At 63.2% G+C, this 21,402-nt stretch carries 19 protein-coding genes; 11 read left to right on the top strand and 8 right to left on the bottom strand.

Features of this window, described 5'->3' with window-relative positions; translation table 11 throughout:
• Positions 1 to 139: 139 nt before the first annotated feature.
• The 6 genes from mfd to AC1Q6X_RS12515 all read left to right on the top strand — a co-directional run bounded on the left by mfd (position 140) and on the right by AC1Q6X_RS12515 (position 7,336).
• Positions 140 to 3,583 (top strand): transcription-repair coupling factor, encoded by a 3,444-nt coding sequence (gene mfd, locus AC1Q6X_RS12540; protein WP_121669820.1) that lies wholly within the window; start codon positions 140 to 142, stop codon positions 3,581 to 3,583.
• A 55-nt stretch (positions 3,584 to 3,638) separates the two neighbouring features.
• A complete protein-coding gene (gene serB / locus AC1Q6X_RS12535) occupies positions 3,639 to 4,481 on the top strand; it encodes a phosphoserine phosphatase SerB (RefSeq protein WP_492497457.1) in 843 nt (280 codons plus the stop codon).
• 105 nt (positions 4,482 to 4,586) lie between these two features.
• Positions 4,587 to 5,315 carry a hypothetical protein gene (locus tag AC1Q6X_RS12530; protein ID WP_492497317.1) on the top strand — a complete coding sequence of 243 codons (729 nt, stop codon included), beginning with the start codon at positions 4,587 to 4,589 and terminating at the stop codon, positions 5,313 to 5,315.
• The gene (locus tag AC1Q6X_RS12525; RefSeq protein ID WP_070291551.1) at positions 5,312 to 6,238 is read left to right on the top strand and encodes a TIGR04222 domain-containing membrane protein; all 927 of its coding nucleotides are present in this window, start codon (positions 5,312 to 5,314) and stop codon (positions 6,236 to 6,238) included. Before AC1Q6X_RS12530 ends, AC1Q6X_RS12525 begins: the two co-directional genes overlap by 4 nt.
• A complete protein-coding gene (locus AC1Q6X_RS12520; protein WP_492497315.1) occupies positions 6,228 to 7,082 on the top strand; it encodes an MbnB/TglH/ChrH family RiPP precursor modification enzyme in 855 nt (284 codons plus the stop codon). Before AC1Q6X_RS12525 ends, AC1Q6X_RS12520 begins: the two co-directional genes overlap by 11 nt.
• The gene (locus AC1Q6X_RS12515) at positions 7,079 to 7,336 is read left to right on the top strand and encodes a hypothetical protein (protein ID WP_492497313.1); all 258 of its coding nucleotides are present in this window, start codon (positions 7,079 to 7,081) and stop codon (positions 7,334 to 7,336) included. Before AC1Q6X_RS12520 ends, AC1Q6X_RS12515 begins: the two co-directional genes overlap by 4 nt.
• 4 nt (positions 7,337 to 7,340) lie before the next feature.
• Here AC1Q6X_RS12515 and AC1Q6X_RS12510 read toward each other — a convergent pair whose 3' ends face one another.
• Positions 7,341 to 9,206 (bottom strand): serine hydrolase domain-containing protein, encoded by a 1,866-nt coding sequence (locus AC1Q6X_RS12510; protein ID WP_492497311.1) that lies wholly within the window; start codon positions 9,204 to 9,206, stop codon positions 7,341 to 7,343.
• Positions 9,207 to 9,292: 86 nt separating this feature from the next.
• Between AC1Q6X_RS12510 and AC1Q6X_RS12505 the strand changes: the two genes are divergently transcribed.
• Positions 9,293 to 9,655, top strand: a complete 363-nt coding sequence (locus AC1Q6X_RS12505) for a DUF4870 family protein (protein WP_070220215.1) — start codon at positions 9,293 to 9,295, stop codon at positions 9,653 to 9,655.
• A 37-nt stretch (positions 9,656 to 9,692) separates the two neighbouring features.
• Here AC1Q6X_RS12505 and AC1Q6X_RS12500 read toward each other — a convergent pair whose 3' ends face one another.
• Both AC1Q6X_RS12500 and rimO read right to left on the bottom strand, forming a co-directional pair.
• Positions 9,693 to 10,859: a cystathionine beta-lyase gene (locus AC1Q6X_RS12500; protein ID WP_492497308.1), complete on the bottom strand. Its 1,167-nt coding sequence runs from the start codon at positions 10,857 to 10,859 to the stop codon at positions 9,693 to 9,695.
• 188 nt (positions 10,860 to 11,047) lie between these two features.
• Entirely contained in the window at positions 11,048 to 12,403 is a 1,356-nt protein-coding gene (rimO, locus tag AC1Q6X_RS12495; protein ID WP_170846336.1) for a 30S ribosomal protein S12 methylthiotransferase RimO, read from the bottom strand.
• 307 nt (positions 12,404 to 12,710) lie between these two features.
• On the opposite strand from rimO, the gene AC1Q6X_RS12490 reads away from it, so the two are divergent.
• Entirely contained in the window at positions 12,711 to 14,306 is a 1,596-nt protein-coding gene (locus tag AC1Q6X_RS12490; RefSeq protein ID WP_492497306.1) for a hypothetical protein, read from the top strand.
• A 91-nt stretch (positions 14,307 to 14,397) separates the two neighbouring features.
• On the opposite strand, the gene phaR is transcribed toward AC1Q6X_RS12490, so the two are convergent.
• Positions 14,398 to 14,961: a polyhydroxyalkanoate synthesis repressor PhaR gene (gene phaR, locus AC1Q6X_RS12485; protein WP_010399000.1), complete on the bottom strand. Its 564-nt coding sequence runs from the start codon at positions 14,959 to 14,961 to the stop codon at positions 14,398 to 14,400.
• A gap of 224 nt (positions 14,962 to 15,185) precedes the next feature.
• The gene (phaC, locus tag AC1Q6X_RS12480) at positions 15,186 to 16,931 is read right to left on the bottom strand and encodes a class I poly(R)-hydroxyalkanoic acid synthase (protein ID WP_070291543.1); all 1,746 of its coding nucleotides are present in this window, start codon (positions 16,929 to 16,931) and stop codon (positions 15,186 to 15,188) included.
• A 217-nt stretch (positions 16,932 to 17,148) separates the two neighbouring features.
• Here phaC and AC1Q6X_RS12475 point away from each other — a divergent pair, with 217 nt between their 5' ends.
• Positions 17,149 to 17,382: a hypothetical protein gene (locus AC1Q6X_RS12475; RefSeq protein ID WP_227741988.1), complete on the top strand. Its 234-nt coding sequence runs from the start codon at positions 17,149 to 17,151 to the stop codon at positions 17,380 to 17,382.
• A gap of 16 nt (positions 17,383 to 17,398) precedes the next feature.
• Here the strand turns inward: AC1Q6X_RS12475 and pgeF are convergent, their stop codons facing one another.
• Positions 17,399 to 18,181 (bottom strand): peptidoglycan editing factor PgeF, encoded by a 783-nt coding sequence (pgeF, locus tag AC1Q6X_RS12470; protein ID WP_492497303.1) that lies wholly within the window; start codon positions 18,179 to 18,181, stop codon positions 17,399 to 17,401.
• Positions 18,181 to 19,206, bottom strand: a complete 1,026-nt coding sequence (locus AC1Q6X_RS12465; RefSeq protein WP_070220225.1) for an RluA family pseudouridine synthase — start codon at positions 19,204 to 19,206, stop codon at positions 18,181 to 18,183. The genes pgeF and AC1Q6X_RS12465 overlap by 1 nt, the downstream gene beginning before the upstream one ends.
• A gap of 89 nt (positions 19,207 to 19,295) precedes the next feature.
• On the opposite strand from AC1Q6X_RS12465, the gene AC1Q6X_RS12460 reads away from it, so the two are divergent.
• The gene (locus tag AC1Q6X_RS12460; RefSeq protein WP_070220227.1) at positions 19,296 to 20,099 is read left to right on the top strand and encodes an outer membrane protein assembly factor BamD; all 804 of its coding nucleotides are present in this window, start codon (positions 19,296 to 19,298) and stop codon (positions 20,097 to 20,099) included.
• Positions 20,100 to 20,134: 35 nt separating this feature from the next.
• On the opposite strand, the gene yaaA is transcribed toward AC1Q6X_RS12460, so the two are convergent.
• Positions 20,135 to 20,905 (bottom strand): peroxide stress protein YaaA, encoded by a 771-nt coding sequence (yaaA, locus tag AC1Q6X_RS12455; RefSeq protein ID WP_070220229.1) that lies wholly within the window; start codon positions 20,903 to 20,905, stop codon positions 20,135 to 20,137.
• A gap of 30 nt (positions 20,906 to 20,935) precedes the next feature.
• On the opposite strand from yaaA, the gene AC1Q6X_RS12450 reads away from it, so the two are divergent.
• The gene (locus AC1Q6X_RS12450) at positions 20,936 to 21,370 is read left to right on the top strand and encodes a putative toxin-antitoxin system toxin component, PIN family (RefSeq protein ID WP_034755336.1); all 435 of its coding nucleotides are present in this window, start codon (positions 20,936 to 20,938) and stop codon (positions 21,368 to 21,370) included.
• Positions 21,371 to 21,402 lie beyond the last annotated feature (32 nt).

Genomic DNA, 21,402 nt, shown 5'->3' with positions numbered 1-21,402 from the left:
TGCCGCTCGCGACGGTTTTCTCAAGCGCGGAGGTGCGGGCGATGGTCTATAATCCTGCCTGTCAGCGCCGTCACTGGCGGCGCGGCGCGCATCACAGCTGTTCCACTCAACTGCCTCTGCCACTAGTGTCATCGCCTGCATGTCCTTAGACTTAACGAAAGCCCTCCCCAAGCCCGGCAACCGCTACGCGCTGCCCGCCCTGTATGGTTCATCCGACGCCTATGCCCTGGCGCTGGCCGCACTGGAATTGAAAGCGCGGGGCCAGATGCTGGCCGTGGTAGTGGCGCAGGCCAGCGACGGCCAGCGCCTGCTCGATGAAATCCCGTGGTTTGGCGGCAAGGAACTGCGCTGCCATCTGCTGCCGGACTGGGAAACCCTGCCCTACGACGCCTTTTCGCCGCACCAGGATCTGGTCTCCGAGCGCCTGGCCACCCTGCACGAAATCCAGACGCGCCAGTGCGACGTGCTGATCGTGCCGGCCACCACGGCGCTGGTGCGCCTGGCGCCGCCGTCCTTCCTGGCCGCCTACACCTTCTTCTTCAAGAAGGGTGAAACCCTGGACGAGGCGCGCCTGAAGTCGCAGCTGACCCTGGCCGGCTACAGCCATGTGTCGCAAGTGATGTCACCGGGCGAATACTCGGTGCGCGGCGGCCTGCTCGATCTGTTCCCCATGGGGTCGGCCCTGCCCTACCGGCTGGACCTGTTCGGCGACACCATCGAGACCATCCGTACCTTCGACGCCGACACCCAGCGCTCGCTCTACCCCGTGCACGAAGTGCGGCTGCTGCCGGGCCGCGAATTTCCCATGGACGAAGCGGCGCGCACCACCTTCCGCAACCGCTGGCGCGAGCAGTTCGAGGGCGACCCATCGCGCTCGGTGGTCTACAAGGACATCAGCAGCGGCATCGCCTCGGCCGGTATCGAATACTATCTGCCCCTGTTCTTCGAACAGACGGCCACCCTGTTCGACTACCTGCCGCCCGACGCCTCGCTGGCCCTGGTGGGCGAGATCGACGCCGCCATCGGCCGCTTTTGGACCGACACGCAGTCGCGCTACCGCTTCCTGAAGGCGGACCGCGAGCGGCCGATCCTGCCGCCCGAATCGCTGTTCCTGTCCGACGAGCAGTTCTTTGGCCTGGCCAAGCCCTACCCGCGCCTGGCGATCGCCAAATCGAACGATGCGCTGGCGTCCGAACTGTCGGCGCCGATTCCGAACATCGCCGTCAACCGCCGCGCCGACGACCCGCTGGCCAACCTGCGCAGCTATCTGCTGCAAGCGGGCCGCCGCGTGATGATCTGCGCCGAATCGAACGGCCGCCGCGAAACCCTGCAGCAGTACTTCAGCGAATACGACCTGCACCTGACACCGGTGGAAGGCAGCGACGGTTTTCTGCAGTCCGACGCCAAGCTGATGCTGGGCGTGGCGCCGCTGCACGCGGGTTTCGAGCTGTTTACGCCGGAAGGAAATCTATCCTTCATCACCGAGACGGAGCTGTATGCCGGTTCCGGCCGCCGGGTCGGCAGCAAGAAACAGGAAGGCGTGACGCAGGTCGAGTCGATGGTGCGCGACCTGTCCGAGCTGAAAATCGGCGACCCCGTCGTGCACATCAACCACGGCATCGGGCGCTACATGGGCCTGACCAGCATGGACCTGGGCGAAGGCGAGACGGAATTCCTGCACCTCGAATACGCGAAGGACACCAAGCTGTACGTGCCCGTGTCGCAGCTGCATGTGATCTCGCGCTATTCGGGCGCCTCGCCGGAAGACGCGCCGCTGCATTCGCTCGGCTCGGGGCAGTGGGAAAAGGCCAAGAAACGCGCCGCCGAACAGGTGCGCGACACGGCCGCCGAACTGCTCAACCTGTACGCGCGCCGCGCGCTGCGCCAGGGCCACTCGTTCGAATTCTCGTCGCACGACTACCAGCGCTTCGCCGACAGCTTCGGCTTCGACGAGACGCCGGACCAGGCCGAGGCGATCCACAACGTCATCAAGGACATGACGTCCGGTAAACCGATGGACCGCCTCGTGTGCGGCGACGTCGGCTTCGGCAAGACGGAAGTGGCGCTGCGCGCCGCCTTCATCGCCGTCATGGGCGGCAAGCAGGTGGCGATACTGGCGCCCACCACCCTGCTGGCCGAACAACACGCGCAAACCTTCGCCGACCGCTTCGCCGACTGGCCCGTGCGCATCGCGGAATTGTCGCGCTTCCGCACCGGCAAGGAAATCACGCAGGCGTTCAAGGGCATGGCCGATGGCACCATCGACATCGTCATCGGCACACATAAACTGCTGTCCGATGACGTGAAGTTTACCCGTCTGGGCCTCGTCATCATCGACGAGGAACACCGGTTCGGCGTGCGCCAGAAGGAAGCATTAAAGGCCTTGCGCGCGGAAGTGGACGTGCTGACCCTGACGGCCACGCCGATCCCGCGCACCCTGGGCATGGCGCTGGAAGGCTTGCGCGACTTTTCCATCATCGCCACGGCGCCGCAAAAGCGCCTGGCCATCAAGACGTTTGTCCGCAGCGAGGGCGAAGCCATCATCCGCGAAGCGTGCTTGCGCGAACTCAAACGCGGCGGCCAGATCTACTTCCTGCACAACGAGGTGGAAACCATCCAGAACCGCCTGGCCATGCTGACGGAACTGCTGCCCGAGGCGCGCATCGCCGTGGCGCACGGCCAGATGCACGAGCGCGACCTGGAAAAGGTCATGCGCGACTTCGTCGCCCAGCGCTTCAATATTTTGCTGTGCACGACGATCATCGAGACGGGTATCGACGTGCCGACGGCGAACACCATCATCATGCACCGCGCCGACAAGTTCGGCCTGGCGCAGCTGCACCAGTTGCGCGGCCGCGTTGGCCGCTCGCATCACCAGGCCTACGCCTACTTGCTGGTGCACGACGTGCAGGGCCTGACGAAACTGGCGCAGCGCCGCCTGGACGCCATTCAGCAGATGGAAGAGCTGGGCAGCGGCTTTTACCTGGCCATGCACGACCTGGAAATCCGCGGCGCCGGCGAGGTGCTGGGCGAGAGCCAGTCGGGCGAGATGACGGAAATCGGCTTCCAGCTGTATTCGGACATGCTCAACGAAGCCGTGCGCTCGCTGAAAGCGGGCAAGGAGCCGGACCTGGCCGCGCCGCTGGCCTCGACCACCGAGATCAACCTGCACGTGCCGGCCCTGCTGCCGGCGGACTTCTGCGGCGACGTGCACGAGCGCCTGTCGATCTACAAGCGCCTGGCCAACTGCGCCACGCAAGAGAAGATCGACGATATCCAGGAAGAGCTGATCGACCGCTTCGGCAAGCTGCCCGACGCCGTCAAGGCCCTGGTCGAGACGCACCGATTGCGCATCGCGGCGAAAACCGTGGGCATCGTCAAGATCGACGTGCATGGCGAGGCGGCCACCCTGCAATTCATGGCCAAGCCGCCCATCGACCCGATGCGCATCATCGGCCTGATCCAGAAGAACCGCCATATCAAGCTGCATGGCCAGGACAAGCTGAAAATCACGGCCGCCATGCCGGACCTGGCCGCGCGCGTGACGCAGATCAAGACCACCATCAAGCAATTGACGGTGTAGACCATTTCGACCATTTATGCAGGCCTGACCCATGACCAATACCACAACCATCACCATGAACCTGATCCTGCAGGGTCTCGACGGCGATAGCGCGCGCCTCGAACGCATCGCCGCGCTGGCCGCACCCACGTCCGTCACGCGCCTCGGTCCGAATGCCGTGCGCTGCGAGCAGATCGCCTATTCGCCAGCGCTGCGCCCCACCATCGAAGTGGCGGCCCATGCGGCGCAGCTGGACGCCACCTACATGATGGGCCAGCGCGAACTCAGTGAGTTCAAGCTGGTGGCGATGGACATGGATTCGACCCTGATCACCATCGAGTGCATCGATGAAATCGCCGACATGCAGGGCCTCAAACCGCAAGTGGCGGCCATCACGGAAGCGGCCATGCGCGGCGAACTCGATTTCGCGGCCAGCCTGAAACAGCGCGTGGCCCTGCTCGAAGGCCTCGATGCATCGGCCCTGCAGCGCGTCTACGACGAGCGCCTGAAGCTGTCGCTGGGCGCCGAGAAGATGCTGGCGGCCGTGCAGGCGGCCGGCCTGAAAACCCTGCTGGTCTCGGGCGGCTTTACCTTCTTCACCGAGCGCCTGAAAGAGCGCCTCGGCCTCGACTACACGCACGCGAACGAACTGGAAATCGTTGACGGCAAGCTGACGGGTAAAGTCTTAGGGGGCATCGTCGACGCCGAGGAAAAGCAGCGCACGGTGGAGCGCGTGTGCGCGGAGATGGGCATTTCCCCATCGCAGGCCATCGTCATGGGCGACGGCGCCAACGACTTGAAAATGATGGGCATCGCCGGCCTGTCCGTGGCCTTCCGCGCCAAGCCCGTGGTGCGCTCGCAGGCCGATGTGGCGCTGAACTTTGTGGGACTCGATGGCTTGCTCAACGTGTTGAGCTGAGCCGGGGCCAAGTTCGCGGCGCCGGAGGGTGCGCGCACGGTTGCATAAGTTTGCTATATTGCAAACTTATATTCACCCCGCCAGCCCACCGTGAAAGAACACCGCATGCCGCCACCGCTGCCAGAAGAAATACAACTCCACCTGGATGTGTTCGTCGCCGCCGCGCAAACGGCCTTCGGCGCCGACCTGGCCGCCGCCGTGCTGTTTGGCTCGGCCGCCGACGGCCAGTTGCGCGCCACGTCCGACGTCAACCTGCTGTTGCTGCTCAAGCGCTTTACGCCGCAGGCGGCCGATGCGCTGCGCGCTCCCTTGCGCCTGGCGCACGCCGCCATCGACTTGCAGGTGATGTTCCTGCTCGAAAGCGAATTGACGCAGGCTGCCGACGCCTTCGCCGTCAAGTTCGCCGACATCATCGCGCGCCACCGCGTCCTGCTGGGCAATGATCCTTTCGCCAGCCTGCACACCAGCCGCGACGCCGTGCTGCGCCGGCTGCGGCAAGTGCTGCTGAACCAGCAGGTGCGCATGCGCGAACGCTATATGCTATTGAGCCTGAATGAAGAACAGCTGGCCGGCGCCATCGCCGACGCCGCCGGTCCCTTGCGCTCGGCCGCCGCCTCGCTGGCGCAGCTGGAGGGCAAGTCTGCGCTGTCCGGCAAGCAGGCGCTCGAAGCGTTTGTCGACCAGCTGGGCGAACCGTCGCTGCACGCCGCCTTGCAAGCGATGTCGGCGGCGCGCGAAACGGCGCGCCTGGCGCCGGGGCAAGCCCTGCCCGCCTTCACCAGCCTGATGACGATTACCGAACGCCTGCGCGAGCACGCGGAGCAGATGCGGTGAACGGTCTCAATCCCTTTGACTGGAGCGGACCGTGGTTCCTGCTGGCCTATCTGATCTTCGGCCTGCTCGTGTACTACGGCGTGCGCGAGCTGCTGATCCGCCAGGAATTGCGCAATCCGCACGCCCAGCTGACACTCGCCGACGATCCCTACCGCATCGCCTTCTTGCGCGGCGGCGCCCTCGAAGCCGTGAAGATCGCCGCCATCGTGCTGGTCGACCGCGGCTTGCTGCGCGCCGACGGCCCGCTGCTGGAAACGGCCAGCGCCGACAGCCTGCGCTTCGCCAGCCACGACATCGAACGCGACGTGCTGCGGCTGTACCTGGGCCGCCAGGGCCATAGCAAGGAACTGGCCGTGCAGGCCGGGATGCTGCCATCGTGCCGCGCCTACCAGGAGACCTTGACGCAGCAGGAATTGCTGGTCGGCCCGCCGCTGCTGCGCCGGCGCGAACGCATCACCTGGGCCGCGCACTGGCTGCTGGTGACGGTGGCCGGCGTCAAGGCCGTCATCGCCATCAGCCGCCAGCACTACAACCTGCTGTTCCTGGCAGTCCTGCTGGCGATTTTTCTCCTCATGCTGCGCGGCCTGCGCACCCAGGCGACCAGCTGGAGCGCGCAGCGGCTGCTGACCGACTTGCGCATGCTGTTTGGCCGCCTGAACATGCGCTCGGCGCGCCTGCAGGCAGGCAGCAGCAGCGCGGACATGGCACTGCTGGCCGCCATCTTCGGCATCGGCGCCCTGCCCTTGTCCGTGTACGCGTATGTCGCCGAGCTGTACCCGGCGCCCCGGCACAGTTCGGGCGGCGACTCGTCGTCCGGCGGCACGGGCGACTCGGGCGGCTCTTCATCGGGCGGCGACGGCGGCGGTGATGGCGGCGGCAGCGGCTGCGGCGGGTGCGGCGGTGGCGGCGGCTGTGGCAGTTAGCCAGGCAAGCGCACGCGACCGCGTCGGCCTGGGCTGGCGCGGCGAACTGGCCGCCGGCATCCTGTCCCACCTGGCGCGGATCGACGTGCTGGAAGTGATCGCCGACGATTACTACCATGCCCCGCGCGCCGGCATCGCCGCCCTGCGCCGCCTGGCGCGCCAGGTGCCCGTCAGCCTGCACGGCGTGGGCATGGGGCTGGCCTCGACGATACCCGCCGACCCGCGCCGGCTGCAGGCGATGGCGCGCCTGATGAAGGAGGTGCAGGCGGAATCGTGGTCCGAACACCTGAGCTTTGTGCGCGCCGGCGGCATCGAAATCGGCCATCTGGCGGCGCCGCCGCGCACGCCGCACAGCGCCGCCGGCGCCATCGCCAATATCGCGCTGGCCACGCGCATCGTCGGCAGCGCGCCGCTGATGGAAAACATCGCCACCCTCGTCGCCCCGCCGGCCAGCACCATGGACGAAGCCGAGTGGCTGACGCAGATTATCCACGGCGCGCAAGTGCCGCTGCTGCTCGACCTGCACAACCTGTTTGCGAACGCCGTCAATATTGGCGAGCGGCCGGAACAACTGCTGCTGCGCCTGCCGCTGGACAGGGTCGGCGCCGTGCACCTGAGCGGCGGCCACTGGATCGCTGCGCCTGGCGGCGGCCAGCGGCTGCTGGACGACCACCTGCACGACGTGCCGCCTGAAGTCTTCGCTTTATTGACCCTGCTGGCGCGCCATGCGCCGCAACCGTTGACGGTGATCGTCGAACGCGACGGCAATTACCCGTCGTTCGGGCATGTGCTGGGCCAGCTGGAGCTGGCGCGCGCGGCCTTGCGCGCGGGGCGCGGCGCATGAGCTCTCCCGCACTGGAAACCTATCTGGCCAGGCTGTACACGGACGACGCCGTGCTTGATGCCTTCCTGCTCGCGCCGCGCGCGCAAGCCTTGCTGCACGGTTTGTCGCCGCAGGAAGCGGACGCGATGGCGGCGATGGACCGCGTCGGCCTGCAGATGGCGGCGGCCAGTTATCGCGCCAAGCGGGCCGGGCACGGCAGCAGGGCCACGCCGGCGCACCCCTGGTGGCGCCGGCTGCTGGCCGCCTGGACCTGACCGCCTACAGCTGCCACAGACGCAGCGGCAGCAAGCCCCACCAGGCCAGCACCAGCAGCAGTTGCAAGGCCGCCAGCAAGGCCACCCAATCCCATTTCGCCCATGAGCCCGCCTCGGCCGCCGTACCGCGGCTGCGCCAGCAGCGGGCCAGGCCGAACGCCGTGGCCAGCGGCAGCGCGCCCGTCGCCAATGTCAGCAGCACGCTGGCCACGGTGACGTCGCCCAGGCGCAGATAGGACTGGAAATAGAAAAACGGCAGCGGCAAGAGCAGCGCCAGCAGCGACAACAGGGGCGCGAACAGATGGTCGCCCCGTCCCAGGCTGCGCAGCGCGGCGCGCCAGACGCCCACCACCAGCACGTACAGCAAGCCGGCAGCCCCCAGGGCCAGGCTGCCCCACAGCACCAGCATGCGCAGCATCGACGCGCGCTCGTAGCTGCGCAAGCCGTCGCTGAGCACATGCTTGCCATCTTCCTGCATCAGCACATGCGACGCGGTGCTGCGGTCGCTGGCGCGGAACAGCAAGCCGCCCACCGGTTCCAGCTCCTTCGGCTCGCCCTGGAACGGGATCAGGAACAGCGATTCGCCATCCCATTTGAGGCGCGTAAAGCCGAAGACGGCATCGACCCAGGCCATGCTGGCCATGGCGCTGGGCGACGGCACGTAGACGCCCTGCCAGTTTTCCACCGTCGGTGCGGGCGTGCCCTGCGGGGCCGGCGCGCGCAGGGGCAGTTCCAGGTCGCGCAGCAGCAGGCGGTTGAAGCGTTCATAGTCGGCCCGCTCCGCATCCGTGTTGAAGGCCACGAAGAAGGCGCTGTCCTGCTCCGGATAGATGCACAGCATGGCGCGGAAACCCACGGCCGTGCCAGGGTGGCAGGCGCCCACGACATTGTGGCGGTCGCGCACGGCCAGCGCCAGGCCGTGGCCCGTCGCCAGGCCCGCCTGCGCCGCATCCGTGCCGGCCGGTTCGGACAAGGCGCCCATCAGGGCCAGGTCGATGAACTGCGTACCCTGCAGCTTGCCGTCGCCCATCAGGAACTGCGCCAGCTTGCCCATGTCGGCCGCCGTGGTGGTAAATTGTGCGGCAGGACGCAGGTACTGGGGCACGGCTGGCTGCGCCACGCCATGCTCGAAATACCCCATGGCCAGGCGCGGGTCTGCATGCGGGCCTGCCTGGCTGACAAAAGCAAACGTGCTGTCCGCCAGGCCCAGCGGCTGCAGCAGCTGCGCATCGAGGTAGCGTTCATACGGCTGGCCCGTGACTCGCTCGATCACCATGCCCAGCAAGCCATAGCCCATGTTCGAGTAGGCGTAGCGGCTGCCGGGCCGCGTGCGCACGCGCAGCAGATTGCCGCCGCCGTCAAAAGCGGCGGCCAACGGCGTGTCCGGCGCCGGTTGCAGGCTGAAGGCCTGCCAGAAGCGCACATTATCGAGGCCGGACGTATGCGCCAGCAGGTGGCGGATGCGCACGGGATCGCTGGCCAGCCACGGGTTTCTCAGCGCCAGTTCGGGCAGCACTTGCTGCAGGGGCGTGTCGAGCGTGAGCTTGTCTTCGCTGATCAGGCGCAAGACGCCCAGCGCCAGCGCCACCTTGCCCACGGAGCCCACCTGCATGCGCGTATCGGCCTGCATCGGTACTTGCCTGGCGGCGTCGCGCAAGCCGGATGCGCCGACTTTGACTGTGCCGTCGGGCAAGACTTCGCTCCAGACGGCGCCCGCCAGTCCCTCTTCCTTCAAGCCGGCGGCAAATTCCGCCTCCAGGGTGGGGCCGGCGGCATGGGCGACAGTGGCGCACAGCAGCAAGGCCGGCACGGCGCGCCGCAGCCAGGACCCGGCGCGCGCGGCCAGGGTGGAATATTGATTTCGCTTCAACAATGTATTCTGCCTTTTTCCATGGACTGCGCTGCCTCGCCGCTTTGCTTGTTACAATTAAAAATTGCGCAACGACGGGAGCTTTCATGTCACAAGATATTATTTTGGATACCCAACTCCAGCAGACCAAGAATCTGGCCTGGTGGTTGTACCTGATACATGGCGCCAGCTTCGTGTTTTCGCTGGGCGCGTTTTCCTTCATTCCGCTCATCATCAATTATGTGAAGCGGGATGAGGCGGCCGGGACCTTCGTGTACAGCCATCACAGCTGGATGATCCGTTCCTTCTGGTGGTATGCGGCCTGGATCGTCGTCGGCGCCATCCTGTGGATCACGCTGATCGGCATTCCGCTGGCCATCATCGTGTGGGGCGTGGCCTGGCTGTGGAAAGCCTACCGCCTGCTGCGCGGCTTCCTCGACCTGAACAACAACAAACCCGTGCCCATGTAGGCGCTTGCGGGCAAGCCCACATGCTTGCCCCATACCGCTACATCGCCGCGAACGCCCGTTCGATATCGGCGATCAGATCCTGCGGATCTTCCAGCCCCACATTCAGGCGCACCAACTGGCCCGGCAACTGCCAGCCCTTGCGCATGGCGGCGATGCGGTACGGCATCACCAGGCTGTTCGCGCCGCCCCAGCTGTAGCCAATCTTGAACAACTGCAAGGCATCGACGAAACGGTCCGTCTGCGCCTCCGTGTAGCGCGCGTCGAACAGCACGGAAAACAGGCCGCCCGCGCCCGTGAAATCGCGCTGCCAGATGGCGTGGCCCGGGCAATCGGCGAAAGCCGGATGCAGCACCGTGGCGATCTCGCTCCTGCCCTTGAGCCAGGCGGCCACCGTGCGCGCGCCCCTGTCGTGGGCGTCGAAGCGCAGCTTCATGGTCGGCAAGCCGCGCAGCACCAGGTAGGCGTCGTCCGCCCCCACGCCCATGCCCAGACGCATGTGCGCCTGCGCCAGGCGGTCGTGCAGCGCCCGCTCGCGCGTGATCAGGGCGCCCATCAGCACGTCGGAACCGCCCGACTGGTATTTCGTCAGCGCCTGCATGATGATGTCCACGCCCAGGTCGAAGCCGCGCAGGGCCAGGCCCGCCGACCAGGTATTGTCCAAAGCGACGAGCACGCCGCGCGCGTGGGCGGCCGCGCAGATGGCGGGCAAGTCCGGCACTTCCATCGTCACGGAGCCCGGTGCTTCCGTCCAGATGAGCTTGGTATTCTTCTGGATCAAGGCCGCGATGCCGGCGCCGATGAGCGGATCGTAATAACGGGCCGTGATGCCGAAATCCTGCGCCAGCCAGCGTCCCAGTTCGCGGTTCGGGTTGTAGATATTTTCCGGCAATAGTACGTCGTCGCCCGTCTTCAGCAAGGCAAAGTCCGCCATCGCGATGGCCGCCAGTCCCGACGGCGCCAGCAGGCAGTGCGTGCCCCCTTCGATCTCGGCCAGCCGCGCTTCCAGGGTGAACGTGGTGGGCGTGCCGTGCAAGCCGTAGGTATAGGCGTTCTTTTCTTTCCAGTCGCCCGAGCGCATGGCCGCCACGTCCTTGAACAGCACGGTCGATGCGTGATGGATGGCGTTGGGAAACGCGGCAAAGCCTTGCGGCGCCTGGTAATCGCTGTGGATCAGCGCGGTTTGCGGAGATTTGGGTGTGGTCATGGCGTCAGGAATAAAAAAAGGCGGATCAGCCTGTGCTGGTCCGCCTTGATTGTAAGGGCTTATGCCCTTGCCTGCCGTACGTATGACAGAGTGTTACACCTGCATAAAAAACCTTCAGGCCAAGGCGCGCTGCCGAAGACAGTACTTTACTGTACGGCAAGGCAGCACAACGCCGGCATGGACGTTTTTTACTCGGCGGCGCCCCACAGGTCATGCGCGTCGGCCGAGGTGATGGTCACGTCAACGAACTGGCCCACGGCCAGCTTGCGGTGCGGCTCGAACGGCGGCTTCACATACACGACGCCGTCGATTTCCGGCGCGTCGGCGGACGAACGGCCCACGCCGCCGGAGCGGGTGACTTCATCGATGAGCACGCGCACGGTCTTGCCGACCTTGGCTTGCAGGCGTTTCTTGGAAATTTCTTCCTGCAGCAGCATCACGCGGCCGCGGCGCTCTTCGCGCAGCTCTTCCGGCACGGGGTTGGCGATGGCATTGGCCGTTGCGCCTTCGACGGGCGAATAGGCGAAGCAGCCGAGGCGGTCGATCTGCGCTTCCTTGAGGAAGTCGAGCAGATACTCGAATTCCGCTTCCGTTTCGCCAGGGAAACCGGCGATGAAGGTCGAACGGATGGTGAGGTCCGGGTTGATGGCGCGCCAGGCCTGGATGCGATCGAGGTTTTTCTCGCCGCTGGCCGGGCGCTTCATGCGTTTCAACACGTCAGGATGCGCATGCTGCATCGGAATATCGAGGTAAGGCAGGATATGGCCGCCGCTCATCATCGGGATGATCTGGTCCACGTGCGGGTACGGGTACACATAGTGCAGGCGCACCCAGGCGCCGTAGGACTTGGCCAGTTCGCCCAGCGCTTCCGTCAGCTGCGTCATGTGCGTCTTGACGGGACGGCCATTCCAGAAGCCGGAACGGAATTTCACGTCCACGCCGTAGGCCGAGGTGTCTTGCGAAATGACCAGCAATTCCTTGACGCCGGCCTTGAACAGGTTTTCCGCTTCGATCATCAGTTCGCCGATCGGGCGCGAGACGAGGTCGCCGCGCATCGACGGGATGATGCAGAAGCTGCAGCGGTGGTTGCAGCCTTCGGAAATCTTCAGGTAGGCATAATGCTTCGGCGTCAGCTTGACGCCTTGCGGCGGCACCAGGTCGAGGAAGGGTGCATGCGGTTTCGGCAAGTGGAAATGGACGGAATCCATCACTTCGGCCAGCGCGTGCGGCCCCGTGACGGACAGCACTTTCGGGTGCACCTTCATGATGATGTCGTCGCCGGCAGCGTCTTTCTTGGCGCCCAGGCAGCCGGTGACGATGACCTTGCCGTTTTCAGCCAGCGCTTCGCCGATGGCGTCGAGCGACTCTTGCACGGCGGCATCGATAAAACCGCAGGTATTGACGATCACCAGATCGGCGCCAGCGTAGGATTTCGCCGTTTCGTAGCCTTCGGCGCGCAGCTGGGTCAGGATTTGTTCGGAGTCGACCAGCGCTTTCGGGCAGCCGAGCGAGACAAAGCCCACTTTCGGCGCCGCACCTGGCATGGCCAGCATGGCCTCGGGCTGGGCGGAAGGAACGGGAATACGGTGAATTTCAGACATAGTTGGCAGCGAGAAAATGGTGAGGCGAATCGGCTATTGTACCCCGAGCCGCCCCTTGCTGTCAGCGCGGGTTCCTTTTGCTGGCGCATCTGCAACGCTACAACCGCAACTTTGTTCCGGCCACTGCCGTTATGGCAGTGCGCGAATCGGATCCCGCCCCGCATCACCGGTATCAAGAAATTAAAAAATAATGCCACAAAGAAACTAATGACTGACATATAATTGTTTTTTAAAAAACTAAATCAATCCCATGTCTTTTTCCTTTTCCAATCTGAAAGCGCGACGCTCGGCTGTCGCGGCTTGCGGTCTGAGCGTATTGCTGCTGAGCGGCTGCGCCGTCAACACCTCGGTGGTCGATCCACTGAAAATGAGCGCGCAATCGGGAGATAGCCCGGTGGTGCTCAGCATCACGTCGAATACCAAGGACATTTACGGTTTCAACACGATCAAGCTGCGCCGCGTGGTGGCGGGTGAGCAGCGCAGTGATTTCAAGCTGGTGTCCGAAAACCTGGTGATGAAAAAAGTCGAGAGCGCGATGGCAGGCGATACTTCCCTGTTCATTGGCGCACTACCGCCTGGCGAGTATGAATTCATCGAGTTGATCGACACCCGGGCCAACAAGCTCTTGCGTGTGTATTCGACCATCGTGGGAAGCTTCCAGATCGAAGCGGGCAAATCGGCGGATCTGGGCCGACTGATTGTGACACGCGGCAATTTCGGCGTGCAGTACGGCCGCAGTGCACAGGTAGCATCCAATGCGGAATTGATCCGGCGCTTTGCCCCCGACTACAGCGCCATGTTTGGCGCCGCTGCCAGCCTTGGCTGGAGCACCCCACGCCACGCGCGGGACGATGTCGAGCAATTTGCTCGCGCCCACCCGGCCGGGGCCGAGTGCGTCACCGAAATGCCCGATGGCCGGGTGGCCGCCGCCAGCCGCATGGGCGCCGTGCTGATACGCTCGACGCAAGGTCAATGGAAGATCATCAATGCGCCATCGGTGGAGTCGCTGTCTTGCGTCTTTCCTGTGGACCTGCCCAATGCCGAGTTGATCGCGGTAGGCGAATCCGGCTCCCTGCTACGCAAAGCGCGTGACAGTGACAAGCTGCTTCCTATCGATGCAGGCAACCTGCCGCCCGGCAATCTGCTGCGCATCGGTGGCAACTCCAACGATGGCTGGTACGTGATGCATCGCAAGGGAGATGAGTTAAACATTTTTCATGCGAATCAACTGGACGCTGGCGACTGGCGATCTGTGTACCATACCACCGTGCCCGGATCGTGGCTGCATGGCCCAGGCTTGTTGTGGACATGGCAAGACGCGGGTCGGATCGGCTATGCGCTGGAAAGCGGCTTGATCGGCGAGTTCGATTACCGCACGGGCAAGTTGACCGAACGCTTTAGTCCGCACAAGAAAAACCTGACGGAATTTACCCATCAAGCCAATGGCACAGAAAGCGTCCTGGTAGCGGCCGGCCTGGCAGGAAGATTTCCCGACGCCTATGTTTCACGGGATCGGGGCCAGAACTGGACGACTATCGTGTCGCCATTCAAAGTCCTGATGTCGCCCGTGGCGCCCCTCAATGACGGCAGATTGCTGATGGAGGCCGGCATGTATAACGAGGGCGCACTGCTGGTCAGCAGCGACGAAGGCAAAACCTGGGGGCCGTATGCGCCATACACACTGCGCCACGCACCATTGATTTTCCCCTCCGGCCTCGCTCTCAGCATCCAGGAAGATTTCAAGGGTAACGTCAGCATTTACAGCTCCATGGACAATGCCAGGAAATGGAAGCTCGAGCATTCAAACCAGGATCTACTTTCCACCTTGCAACAACTGAAGCAATAGCATTCAGCATCGGCAGCCGGCGGCAAGACACCCGCAAAGCACAACGGCACAGGAATTCCTGTGCCGTTGCGTGATCCGCATCGGTTGCGGCCTACTTTTTGTCCGTTGGAGGCACCGGCGGAACAAACGGGAACGTGCCGAACAGATTCTTGCTCTGGCTCTGCATCTGTTCCTGCATCTGCACGAACAGGCTCTTGCTCTGGTCGATGTAGTTGTTCATCATGCCTTGCATCATCGGACCCTGGACATTCATGAACTGGGTCCACATTTCCGGGCTGAAAGGCTTGCCTTCGAAACTGCCGGCCGACGTGCCCGTGAATTTGTGCTGGATATCGGTGAACGCTTGCACGTTCTTTTCCAGGTAGGATCCCATCATGCCCTGCATGGCGTGGCCATAGTAGCGGATGATCTGCGACAACACGCTGCTCGAGAACATGGGCGCGCCGTTCGCTTCCTCTTCCAAAATGATTTGCAGCAAGATGCTGCGCGTCAAATCTTCATTGGATTTGGCATCGACGACGGTAAACACTTCATTGTCCAACACCAGCTGCTTGACGTCCGTCAAGGTGATGTAGGAACTGGTTTGCGTGTCGTACAGACGGCGGTTGGGATATTTTTTAATCAGGCGGTCTATACTTTTTTTTGCACTACTCATCACAAGTTCCACTTATTGCGCCGCAGCGCATACTGAGTTAATCCGAAAAAAAAGCGAACGTGGGTCCGCTTTCGCACCTGCCTACGTTTTCCATTATAGAGTGGAAAACGGCTCCATTGCACATCAGGGTAGTAGATTCCCGCATTTATTGCAACGCAACTAAAAGTAGATTATTGACAAGACCGGAGATTACGCCGGCCTTGCCTGGCAAATCGCTTTGTGAATTAATCCGCCCTGACTTTAACATACCGCCCCGGCGCCGGCTCGATTGCCGCGTGGCGCTTGTTGCCCGGCTTGGCTGGGGCCTTCACCTGGGCGCCGCCGTGTTCGGCCAGGAAGGCCGCCCATTCGGGCCACCAGCTGCCTACGTGCTCGGTCGCGCCTTCCATCCATTGCTCGGCACTCAAGGGTTTGGCTTTCGCTGTGCGGGCGCCTTTGCCTGCGTCGTTGCTCCAGTAGCTGCGCTTTTTCTTCGACGCCGGGTTGATCACGCCGGCGATATGGCCCGAAGCCCCGAGGATAAAACGGTTGGCTTTCGGCTTTTTCGGGTTCAGCAAGGCCGTGCTGGCGTAGGCCGCGCCCCAGGGCACGATATGGTCTTCGCGCGAACCGTAGATGAAAGCGGGCGCGTCGATGCTGCTCAGGTCGACTTTTTCCCCGGCCACCGTCAGCTTGCCCGGCACTTTCAGGCTGTTTTCCAGGTAAGTATTGCGCAGATACCAGCAGAACATGGGGCCCGGCAAGCCCGTGCCGTCGCCATTCCAGTACAGCAAGTCGAACGCGGGCGGCTCCTTGCCCTTCAGGTAATTCGACTGCACGTAGTTCCACACGAGGTCGTTCGGCCGCAGGCTCGAGAAAGTGCTGCCCAGGTCGCGGCCCGACATCAGGCCGCCCTTGGCCAGGGTTTGCTCGCGCAGCGCCACTTGCGGCTCGTCGATGAAGACGTCGAGCGCGCCCGCGTCGCAAAAGTCGAGGAAGGTGGTCAGCAGGGTCAGGCTGGCGGCCGGATTCTCGCCGCGCGCCTTGAGCACGGCCAGCGCCGTCGAAACGATGGTGCCGCCCACGCAAAAGCCGAACATATTGAGCTTGTCCTGGCCGGAAATGTCCTGCGTCACCCGGATGGCTTCGATCACGCCCTGCTCCACGTAATCGTCCCACGTCAGGTGCTGCATACTCATGTCCGGATTGCGCCAGGACATCAGGAACACGGTATTGCCCTGCTCCACCGCATAGCGCACGAGCGAGTTTTCTGGCTGCAAGTCAAGGATATAGAATTTATTGATGCACGGCGGCACCATCAGCAGGGGCCGCTGGTGTACCGTGGGGGTGCTTGGCGTGTACTGGATCAGCTGGAACAAGGCATTTTCAAACACCACCGTGCCCGGCGTGGTGGCCACGTTGCGGCCCACTTCAAAGGCCGATTCGTCCGATTGCGAGATGCGGCCCTTCTGCATGTCGGCCAGCATATTGCTCAAGCCCTTGGCCAGGCTCTCGCCCTTGGTCTCGATCAGGGTTTGCTGGGCGTCGGGATTGGTGGCCAGAAAGTTGGCGGGCGACATGGCGTCGACGATTTGCTGTACCGCAAAGGCAATCTTTTGCTTCTGGTGCGGCGTCGCTTCCACGGCATCGGCCATGGCGCTGAGAAATTCCGCATTGAGCAGGTAGGCGGCCGCATTGAAGGCCGACAGGGGGCTGGCGTGCCAGGCGGGCGCGGCAAAGCGGCGGTCTTTCAGCTCCGGCGCCTTGCCAGCCATAAAGTCAGCCCATAAGCCCGTCAGCTTGGCCACGTAGGCATTTTTCAGTTGCTCGATCGCTTCCGGCTTGATGCTGGCGCCCGCATCCTGCAAAATGCCGGCAATCGGATTGCCCTGGGGCTGCGGTACCATGTTGAACCACGTCTTCCACTGCTCAGGATTGCTGATCTGCGCCATCCATTCCTTGGTCATCATTTGAGGATCGGGCATGTTCATAGCTATATAAGTCCATTCAAGAATTGGGGACGCCGAACAAAACCTACTGCGCGTCGGTATAGGCGGCCTGCGATGCTCACCGTACCTTCGTACGGTTGCGCTTCTTAGCCACCTCTCCCTTCCGCTCGCTACGGTTTTGCGCGGCGTCGAAACGTAGTCGAAAAATAGAAAACTTTAATATCAACTGCATGCAAACTCTTACTAATTGCCAATACCAATGATGCTCATGACCGCTGTTGCCTGGATCTATGTCGTCGGCCTCATGGCGCTGACGGAACCGTCCATCGTCGCCGGGGTGATGACCTTCGTGCTGTACTGCGTCATCCCGCTGTCCATCCTATTCTATCTGACGGGCTCGCGGCGACGCAAACGCAAGGCGGCGCGTATCGCTGAACTGAACGCCCGCGCGCTCGCCTCAGCAGACGATAAAACAAAAACGGCAGACACATAAGTGTCTGCCGTGCAGATTATTTGCGCCAGATCAAACTGGCCTGTCTTCCCGTGACGCCGTCGCGCCGGTACGAGTAAAACTGCGCCGCATCGCTGACGGTGCAATATTCCCCGCCCGCCACTTGCGCCACGCCATCGCGCAGCAGCATGGTACGCGCCAGCGCATAAATATTCGCCAGATACTTGCCCGGCTTGCCGGCGATGGCGGCGAACGCATCCGACAACACTTGCCGCTCGACGTCATCGCGCGCGCCGTCGCGGAACGCCTGCAGCACGTCCTGCCCCACTTCGAATTGCTGCGGACCAATGGCTGGCCCCAGCCAGGCGAGGATCTCCGTCGCGCCCTGCGCGCGCATGCTGTCCACCGTGCGCTGCAAGACGCCGTTGGCCAGGCCGCGCCAGCCCGCGTGGGCCGCGCCGACGACCAGGCCATCGGTCGAACTGAACAGCACGGGCAGGCAATCGGCCGTCATTACCACGCACACGGCGCCCGCCTGCGTGGCGATGCTGGCGTCGGCGTCGGGCACGTGGCCGTCCAGCTTGCCAGCATCGGCAACGGCCACGCCATGCACCTGCGACAGCCAGGCCGGCTCGGCAGGCAGGATGGCTGCCAGCCGCGCGCGGTTGGCCGCCACATGGTCAGGGTCATCGCCCACGTGCGTGCCCAGGTTCAAGCCGCCGCCCTGCCCGTCACCATATGGCCCCTGGCTGACGCCGCCCGCGCGCACGGTCGCCAGCGCGCCCACGTTGGCGGGCAGGCCGGGCCAATGGGGAACAATGCAAGGCAACGGCGACGTCATCAGACCTGTTCCGGCTCGGGAATGCCGGCCGTGGCGATCAATTGCGCGAAATCATCGGCCAGCGGCACGATCCATTCGCACGCTTCCAGGGTGCCCGGATGCACGAGGCCCAGGCGGCGCGCCTGCAGCGCCTGGCGCGAGAACACGGACACCAGGTGCTGCTTGCCGTACACGGAATCACCGACCAGCGCAAAGCCCAGGTGCTGCATGTGCACGCGGATCTGGTGCGTGCGGCCTGTTTCCAGACGGCATTGCATCAGGCTCACGGGACGGCGGTCGAGTTCGCCGCTGCCGATCAATTCATAGTGCGTGATGGCGGGCTTGGCGGTGAAATTCTCCGACACGGCCATCTTGACCCGGTCGCGCGGGTGGCGCGCGATGGACGCATCGATGGTGCCTGCCATTTTCGGCGTGCCCCACACCAGCGCGAAATATTCGCGCTTGACGGTGCGCGCCTGCAACTGGCGCACCAGGTCCGTTTGCGAAGCCAGCGTCTTGCCGACCACCATCAGGCCGCTCGTATCCTTGTCCAGGCGGTGCACGATGCCGGCGCGCGGCACGCCGGCCAGTTGCGGGCAGTGGTGCAGCAAGCCGTTGAGCAGGGTGCCCGACCAGTTGCCGGGGCCCGGATGCACGACCAGTCCGGCCGGTTTGTTGATGACGATGATATGCTCATCTTCGTGCACGATGTTCAATTCCATCGCTTCCGGCTTAAAAGCCTCGTCTTCCGGCGCGCTTTGCGGCAGAATGACGATCTTCTCGTCGCCATAGGCGGTCATGTTGCGTTTGGCAACTTTTCCATCGACGGTCACGAAACCGGCTTCCAGCCACAATTGCAAGCGGCTGCGCGAGTATTGCGGCACCAGCTGGGCGATGACTTTATCGAGGCGGTGGCCGCAGGCGTCCGGCGTCAGTTCCAATGTAATCGGGGCCATTTCCTCGAAGACGTCGTCGGCGGCAAAATCGCCGTCAAACGCCTCTTCGGCGGCATGGTCAGAAAGGGAGTCAAACGCGGGGTCAGCCAAATTAGGCTTCGGAGTTAATATCACAGCATTCCCATCGGCTATAATCAGCCTATTGTAAAATCTTGGTTAAAACCTTCTTGCAAAACGTCATGCAAAAAAAATTATCGTTGGTAGTCGCTTCAGTCGTTCTGCTCGGCATGTCCGCTTGCAGCTTGTTGCCTGAAAAAGTGGATGAGACCAAAAACTGGTCCGTTACGAAATTATACTCGGAGGCGCGTGAAGAAATGGCCGGGCAGCACTATGAAGCTGCAATCGGCCTGTTCCAGAAGCTGGAGGCTAACTATCCTTTCGGCAACTATGCTCTGCAAGCGCAGATGGAGATCGCTTACGCGTATTATAAGTCGGGAGACCAGGCGCAGGCATTGGCTGCCGTCGAACGCTTCATCAAGTTGCATCCGAACCACGCCAATGTAGACTATATGTACTACTTGCGCGGCCTGATCAGCTTTAACGACCAGATCAGCTTCCTGAACTTCCTGTACGAGCAAGATCCGACCGAGCGCGATCCGAAAGCCACGCGCGAAGCGTTTGCGGCCTTCAAGCAACTGGTCGACAAGTTCCCAAATAGCAAATACGCGCCCGATTCGCTGGCCCGCATGAACTATTTGATCGATGCCATGGCGAAATACGAAGTGCACGTGGCGCGCTATTACTACCGCCGCGGCGCCTACCTGGCCGCCGCCAACCGCGCGCAAACGACGGTCAAGGACTTTGCCGCCTCGCCCGCCATCGAAGAAGCGCTGTTCATCATGTACCGCTCGTACGACAAGCTGGGCTTGACCGACCTGCGCGACGATACCTTGCGCGTGCTGACCAAGAACTACCCGAACACGGCATTCCTCAGCCCGGAAGGGGTGAACAAGGAACGCAAGTGGTGGAAATTCTGGCAGTAAAATAAGAAAAAACCGGGCTAGCCCGGTTTTTTTACTTATTCGCCGACCTTGCGCCGGAACACCCAGCTGGTGTCGTTCGACGCTTCCGGCACGAAACCGTAGCCGTCCACGTCGAACTGCTTGAGCTGCTGCGGATCGCGGATATTGTGGACGGCCGCATAGCGGGCCAGCATGCCGCGCGCGCGCTTGGCGTAGAACGAGATGATTTTATATTTGCCGTTCTTCCAGTCCTCGAACACGGGCGCGATGACGGGCACGTCCAGCTGGCGCGGCTTGACGGATTTGAAATATTCTTCGGAAGCAAGATTGACCAGCACTTGCGCGCCCTGCTCCTTCGCTGTGCGGTTCAGGCCGTTGGTGATGGTGTCGCCCCAGAACGCATACAAATCCTTGCCGCGCGTGGTGGACAGCCGCGTGCCCATTTCCAGGCGGTGCGGGTGGATCAGGTCCAGCGGGCGCAGCAAGCCGTACAGGCCAGATAAAATGCGCACGCGCGACTGGGCATAGTCGAGCTGGGCCGGCTGCAGGCTGCGCGCCTCGAAACCGGCATACACGTCGCCATTGAAAGCCATGATGGCCTGGCGCGCGTCCTCCAGTTGCGGCGTCCAGGACGCGTAGCGGGCCACGTTGAGGGCCGACAAGGCGTCGGAAATGCCCATCAGGCTGCCCACTTCGGCGGGCGAGAACTGGCGCATGCGGGCTATGAGCTGGGCAGAATGGTCGAGAAAATCGGGGGTGCTGTGCAACGAGGTTGTTGGCGGCGTCTCCAGGTCGAGACTCTTGGCGGGCGAAAGCACGATCAACATAAATTATCACTACAGAATAGAATTGCCGACATGATACCTGCTCCACAAAAACTCGTCCTCGACACCAACGTTTGCCTCGACCTGTTCGTCTTCAACGACCCGCGCTGGGCGGGCCTGCTGGCGGCCATGGAAAGCGGCGCCGTGCACGCCATCACGCGCGAAGATTGCCGCGCGGAATATCTGGTCGTGCTGCATTACAAGCATTTGCCGCTCGATGAAGCCAGCCGCGCCGTCGCCGCCGCCCGCTTCGACGCCCACATCACGGTGGTGGCGCCGCCCGTCTCCGGCGTGCGCCTGCCCGTCTGCACGGACAAGGATGACCAGAAATTCCTCGAACTGGCGCGCGACGCCAACGCCGACATCCTCATCACCAAGGACAAGGCGCTGCTGAAACTGGCCCGCAAGACGGCCAAGGCCGGCATGTTCAAGATCATGGTGCCGGAAGGCTGGGCATTGCCGGGCTGAGCAGCCAAAGCCCCGCACGCGACGGGGCGCGC

It is taken from the genome of Janthinobacterium sp. GW823-FHT06H09, from assembly GCF_058794735.1.
Note: the sequence above shows the minus strand (reverse complement) of the source record. Positions and strands in the feature narration are given on the sequence as shown.

What these genes read in the sequence shown, in the direction of transcription:
- AC1Q6X_RS12450 (WP_034755336.1), top strand. Translation starts at nt 20,936, where the DNA reads ATGATACCTGCTCCACAAAAACTCGTCCTCGACACCAACGTTTGCCTC.
- AC1Q6X_RS12490 (WP_492497306.1), top strand. Translation starts at nt 12,711, where the DNA reads ATGTCTTTTTCCTTTTCCAATCTGAAAGCGCGACGCTCGGCTGTCGCG.
- pgeF (WP_492497303.1), bottom strand. Translation starts at nt 18,181, where the DNA reads ATGACGTCGCCGTTGCCTTGCATTGTTCCCCATTGGCCCGGCCTGCCC.
- AC1Q6X_RS12505 (WP_070220215.1), top strand. Translation starts at nt 9,293, where the DNA reads ATGTCACAAGATATTATTTTGGATACCCAACTCCAGCAGACCAAGAAT.
- AC1Q6X_RS12515 (WP_492497313.1), top strand. Translation starts at nt 7,079, where the DNA reads ATGAGCTCTCCCGCACTGGAAACCTATCTGGCCAGGCTGTACACGGAC.
- phaC (WP_070291543.1), bottom strand. Translation starts at nt 16,931, where the DNA reads ATGAACATGCCCGATCCTCAAATGATGACCAAGGAATGGATGGCGCAG.
- AC1Q6X_RS12475 (WP_227741988.1), top strand. Translation starts at nt 17,149, where the DNA reads ATGATGCTCATGACCGCTGTTGCCTGGATCTATGTCGTCGGCCTCATG.
- AC1Q6X_RS12460 (WP_070220227.1), top strand. Translation starts at nt 19,296, where the DNA reads ATGCAAAAAAAATTATCGTTGGTAGTCGCTTCAGTCGTTCTGCTCGGC.
- rimO (WP_170846336.1), bottom strand. Translation starts at nt 12,403, where the DNA reads ATGCCAGGTGCGGCGCCGAAAGTGGGCTTTGTCTCGCTCGGCTGCCCG.
- AC1Q6X_RS12500 (WP_492497308.1), bottom strand. Translation starts at nt 10,859, where the DNA reads ATGACCACACCCAAATCTCCGCAAACCGCGCTGATCCACAGCGATTAC.
- serB (WP_492497457.1), top strand. Translation starts at nt 3,639, where the DNA reads ATGAACCTGATCCTGCAGGGTCTCGACGGCGATAGCGCGCGCCTCGAA.
- phaR (WP_010399000.1), bottom strand. Translation starts at nt 14,961, where the DNA reads ATGAGTAGTGCAAAAAAAAGTATAGACCGCCTGATTAAAAAATATCCC.
- mfd (WP_121669820.1), top strand. Translation starts at nt 140, where the DNA reads ATGTCCTTAGACTTAACGAAAGCCCTCCCCAAGCCCGGCAACCGCTAC.
- yaaA (WP_070220229.1), bottom strand. Translation starts at nt 20,905, where the DNA reads ATGTTGATCGTGCTTTCGCCCGCCAAGAGTCTCGACCTGGAGACGCCG.
- AC1Q6X_RS12530 (WP_492497317.1), top strand. Translation starts at nt 4,587, where the DNA reads ATGCCGCCACCGCTGCCAGAAGAAATACAACTCCACCTGGATGTGTTC.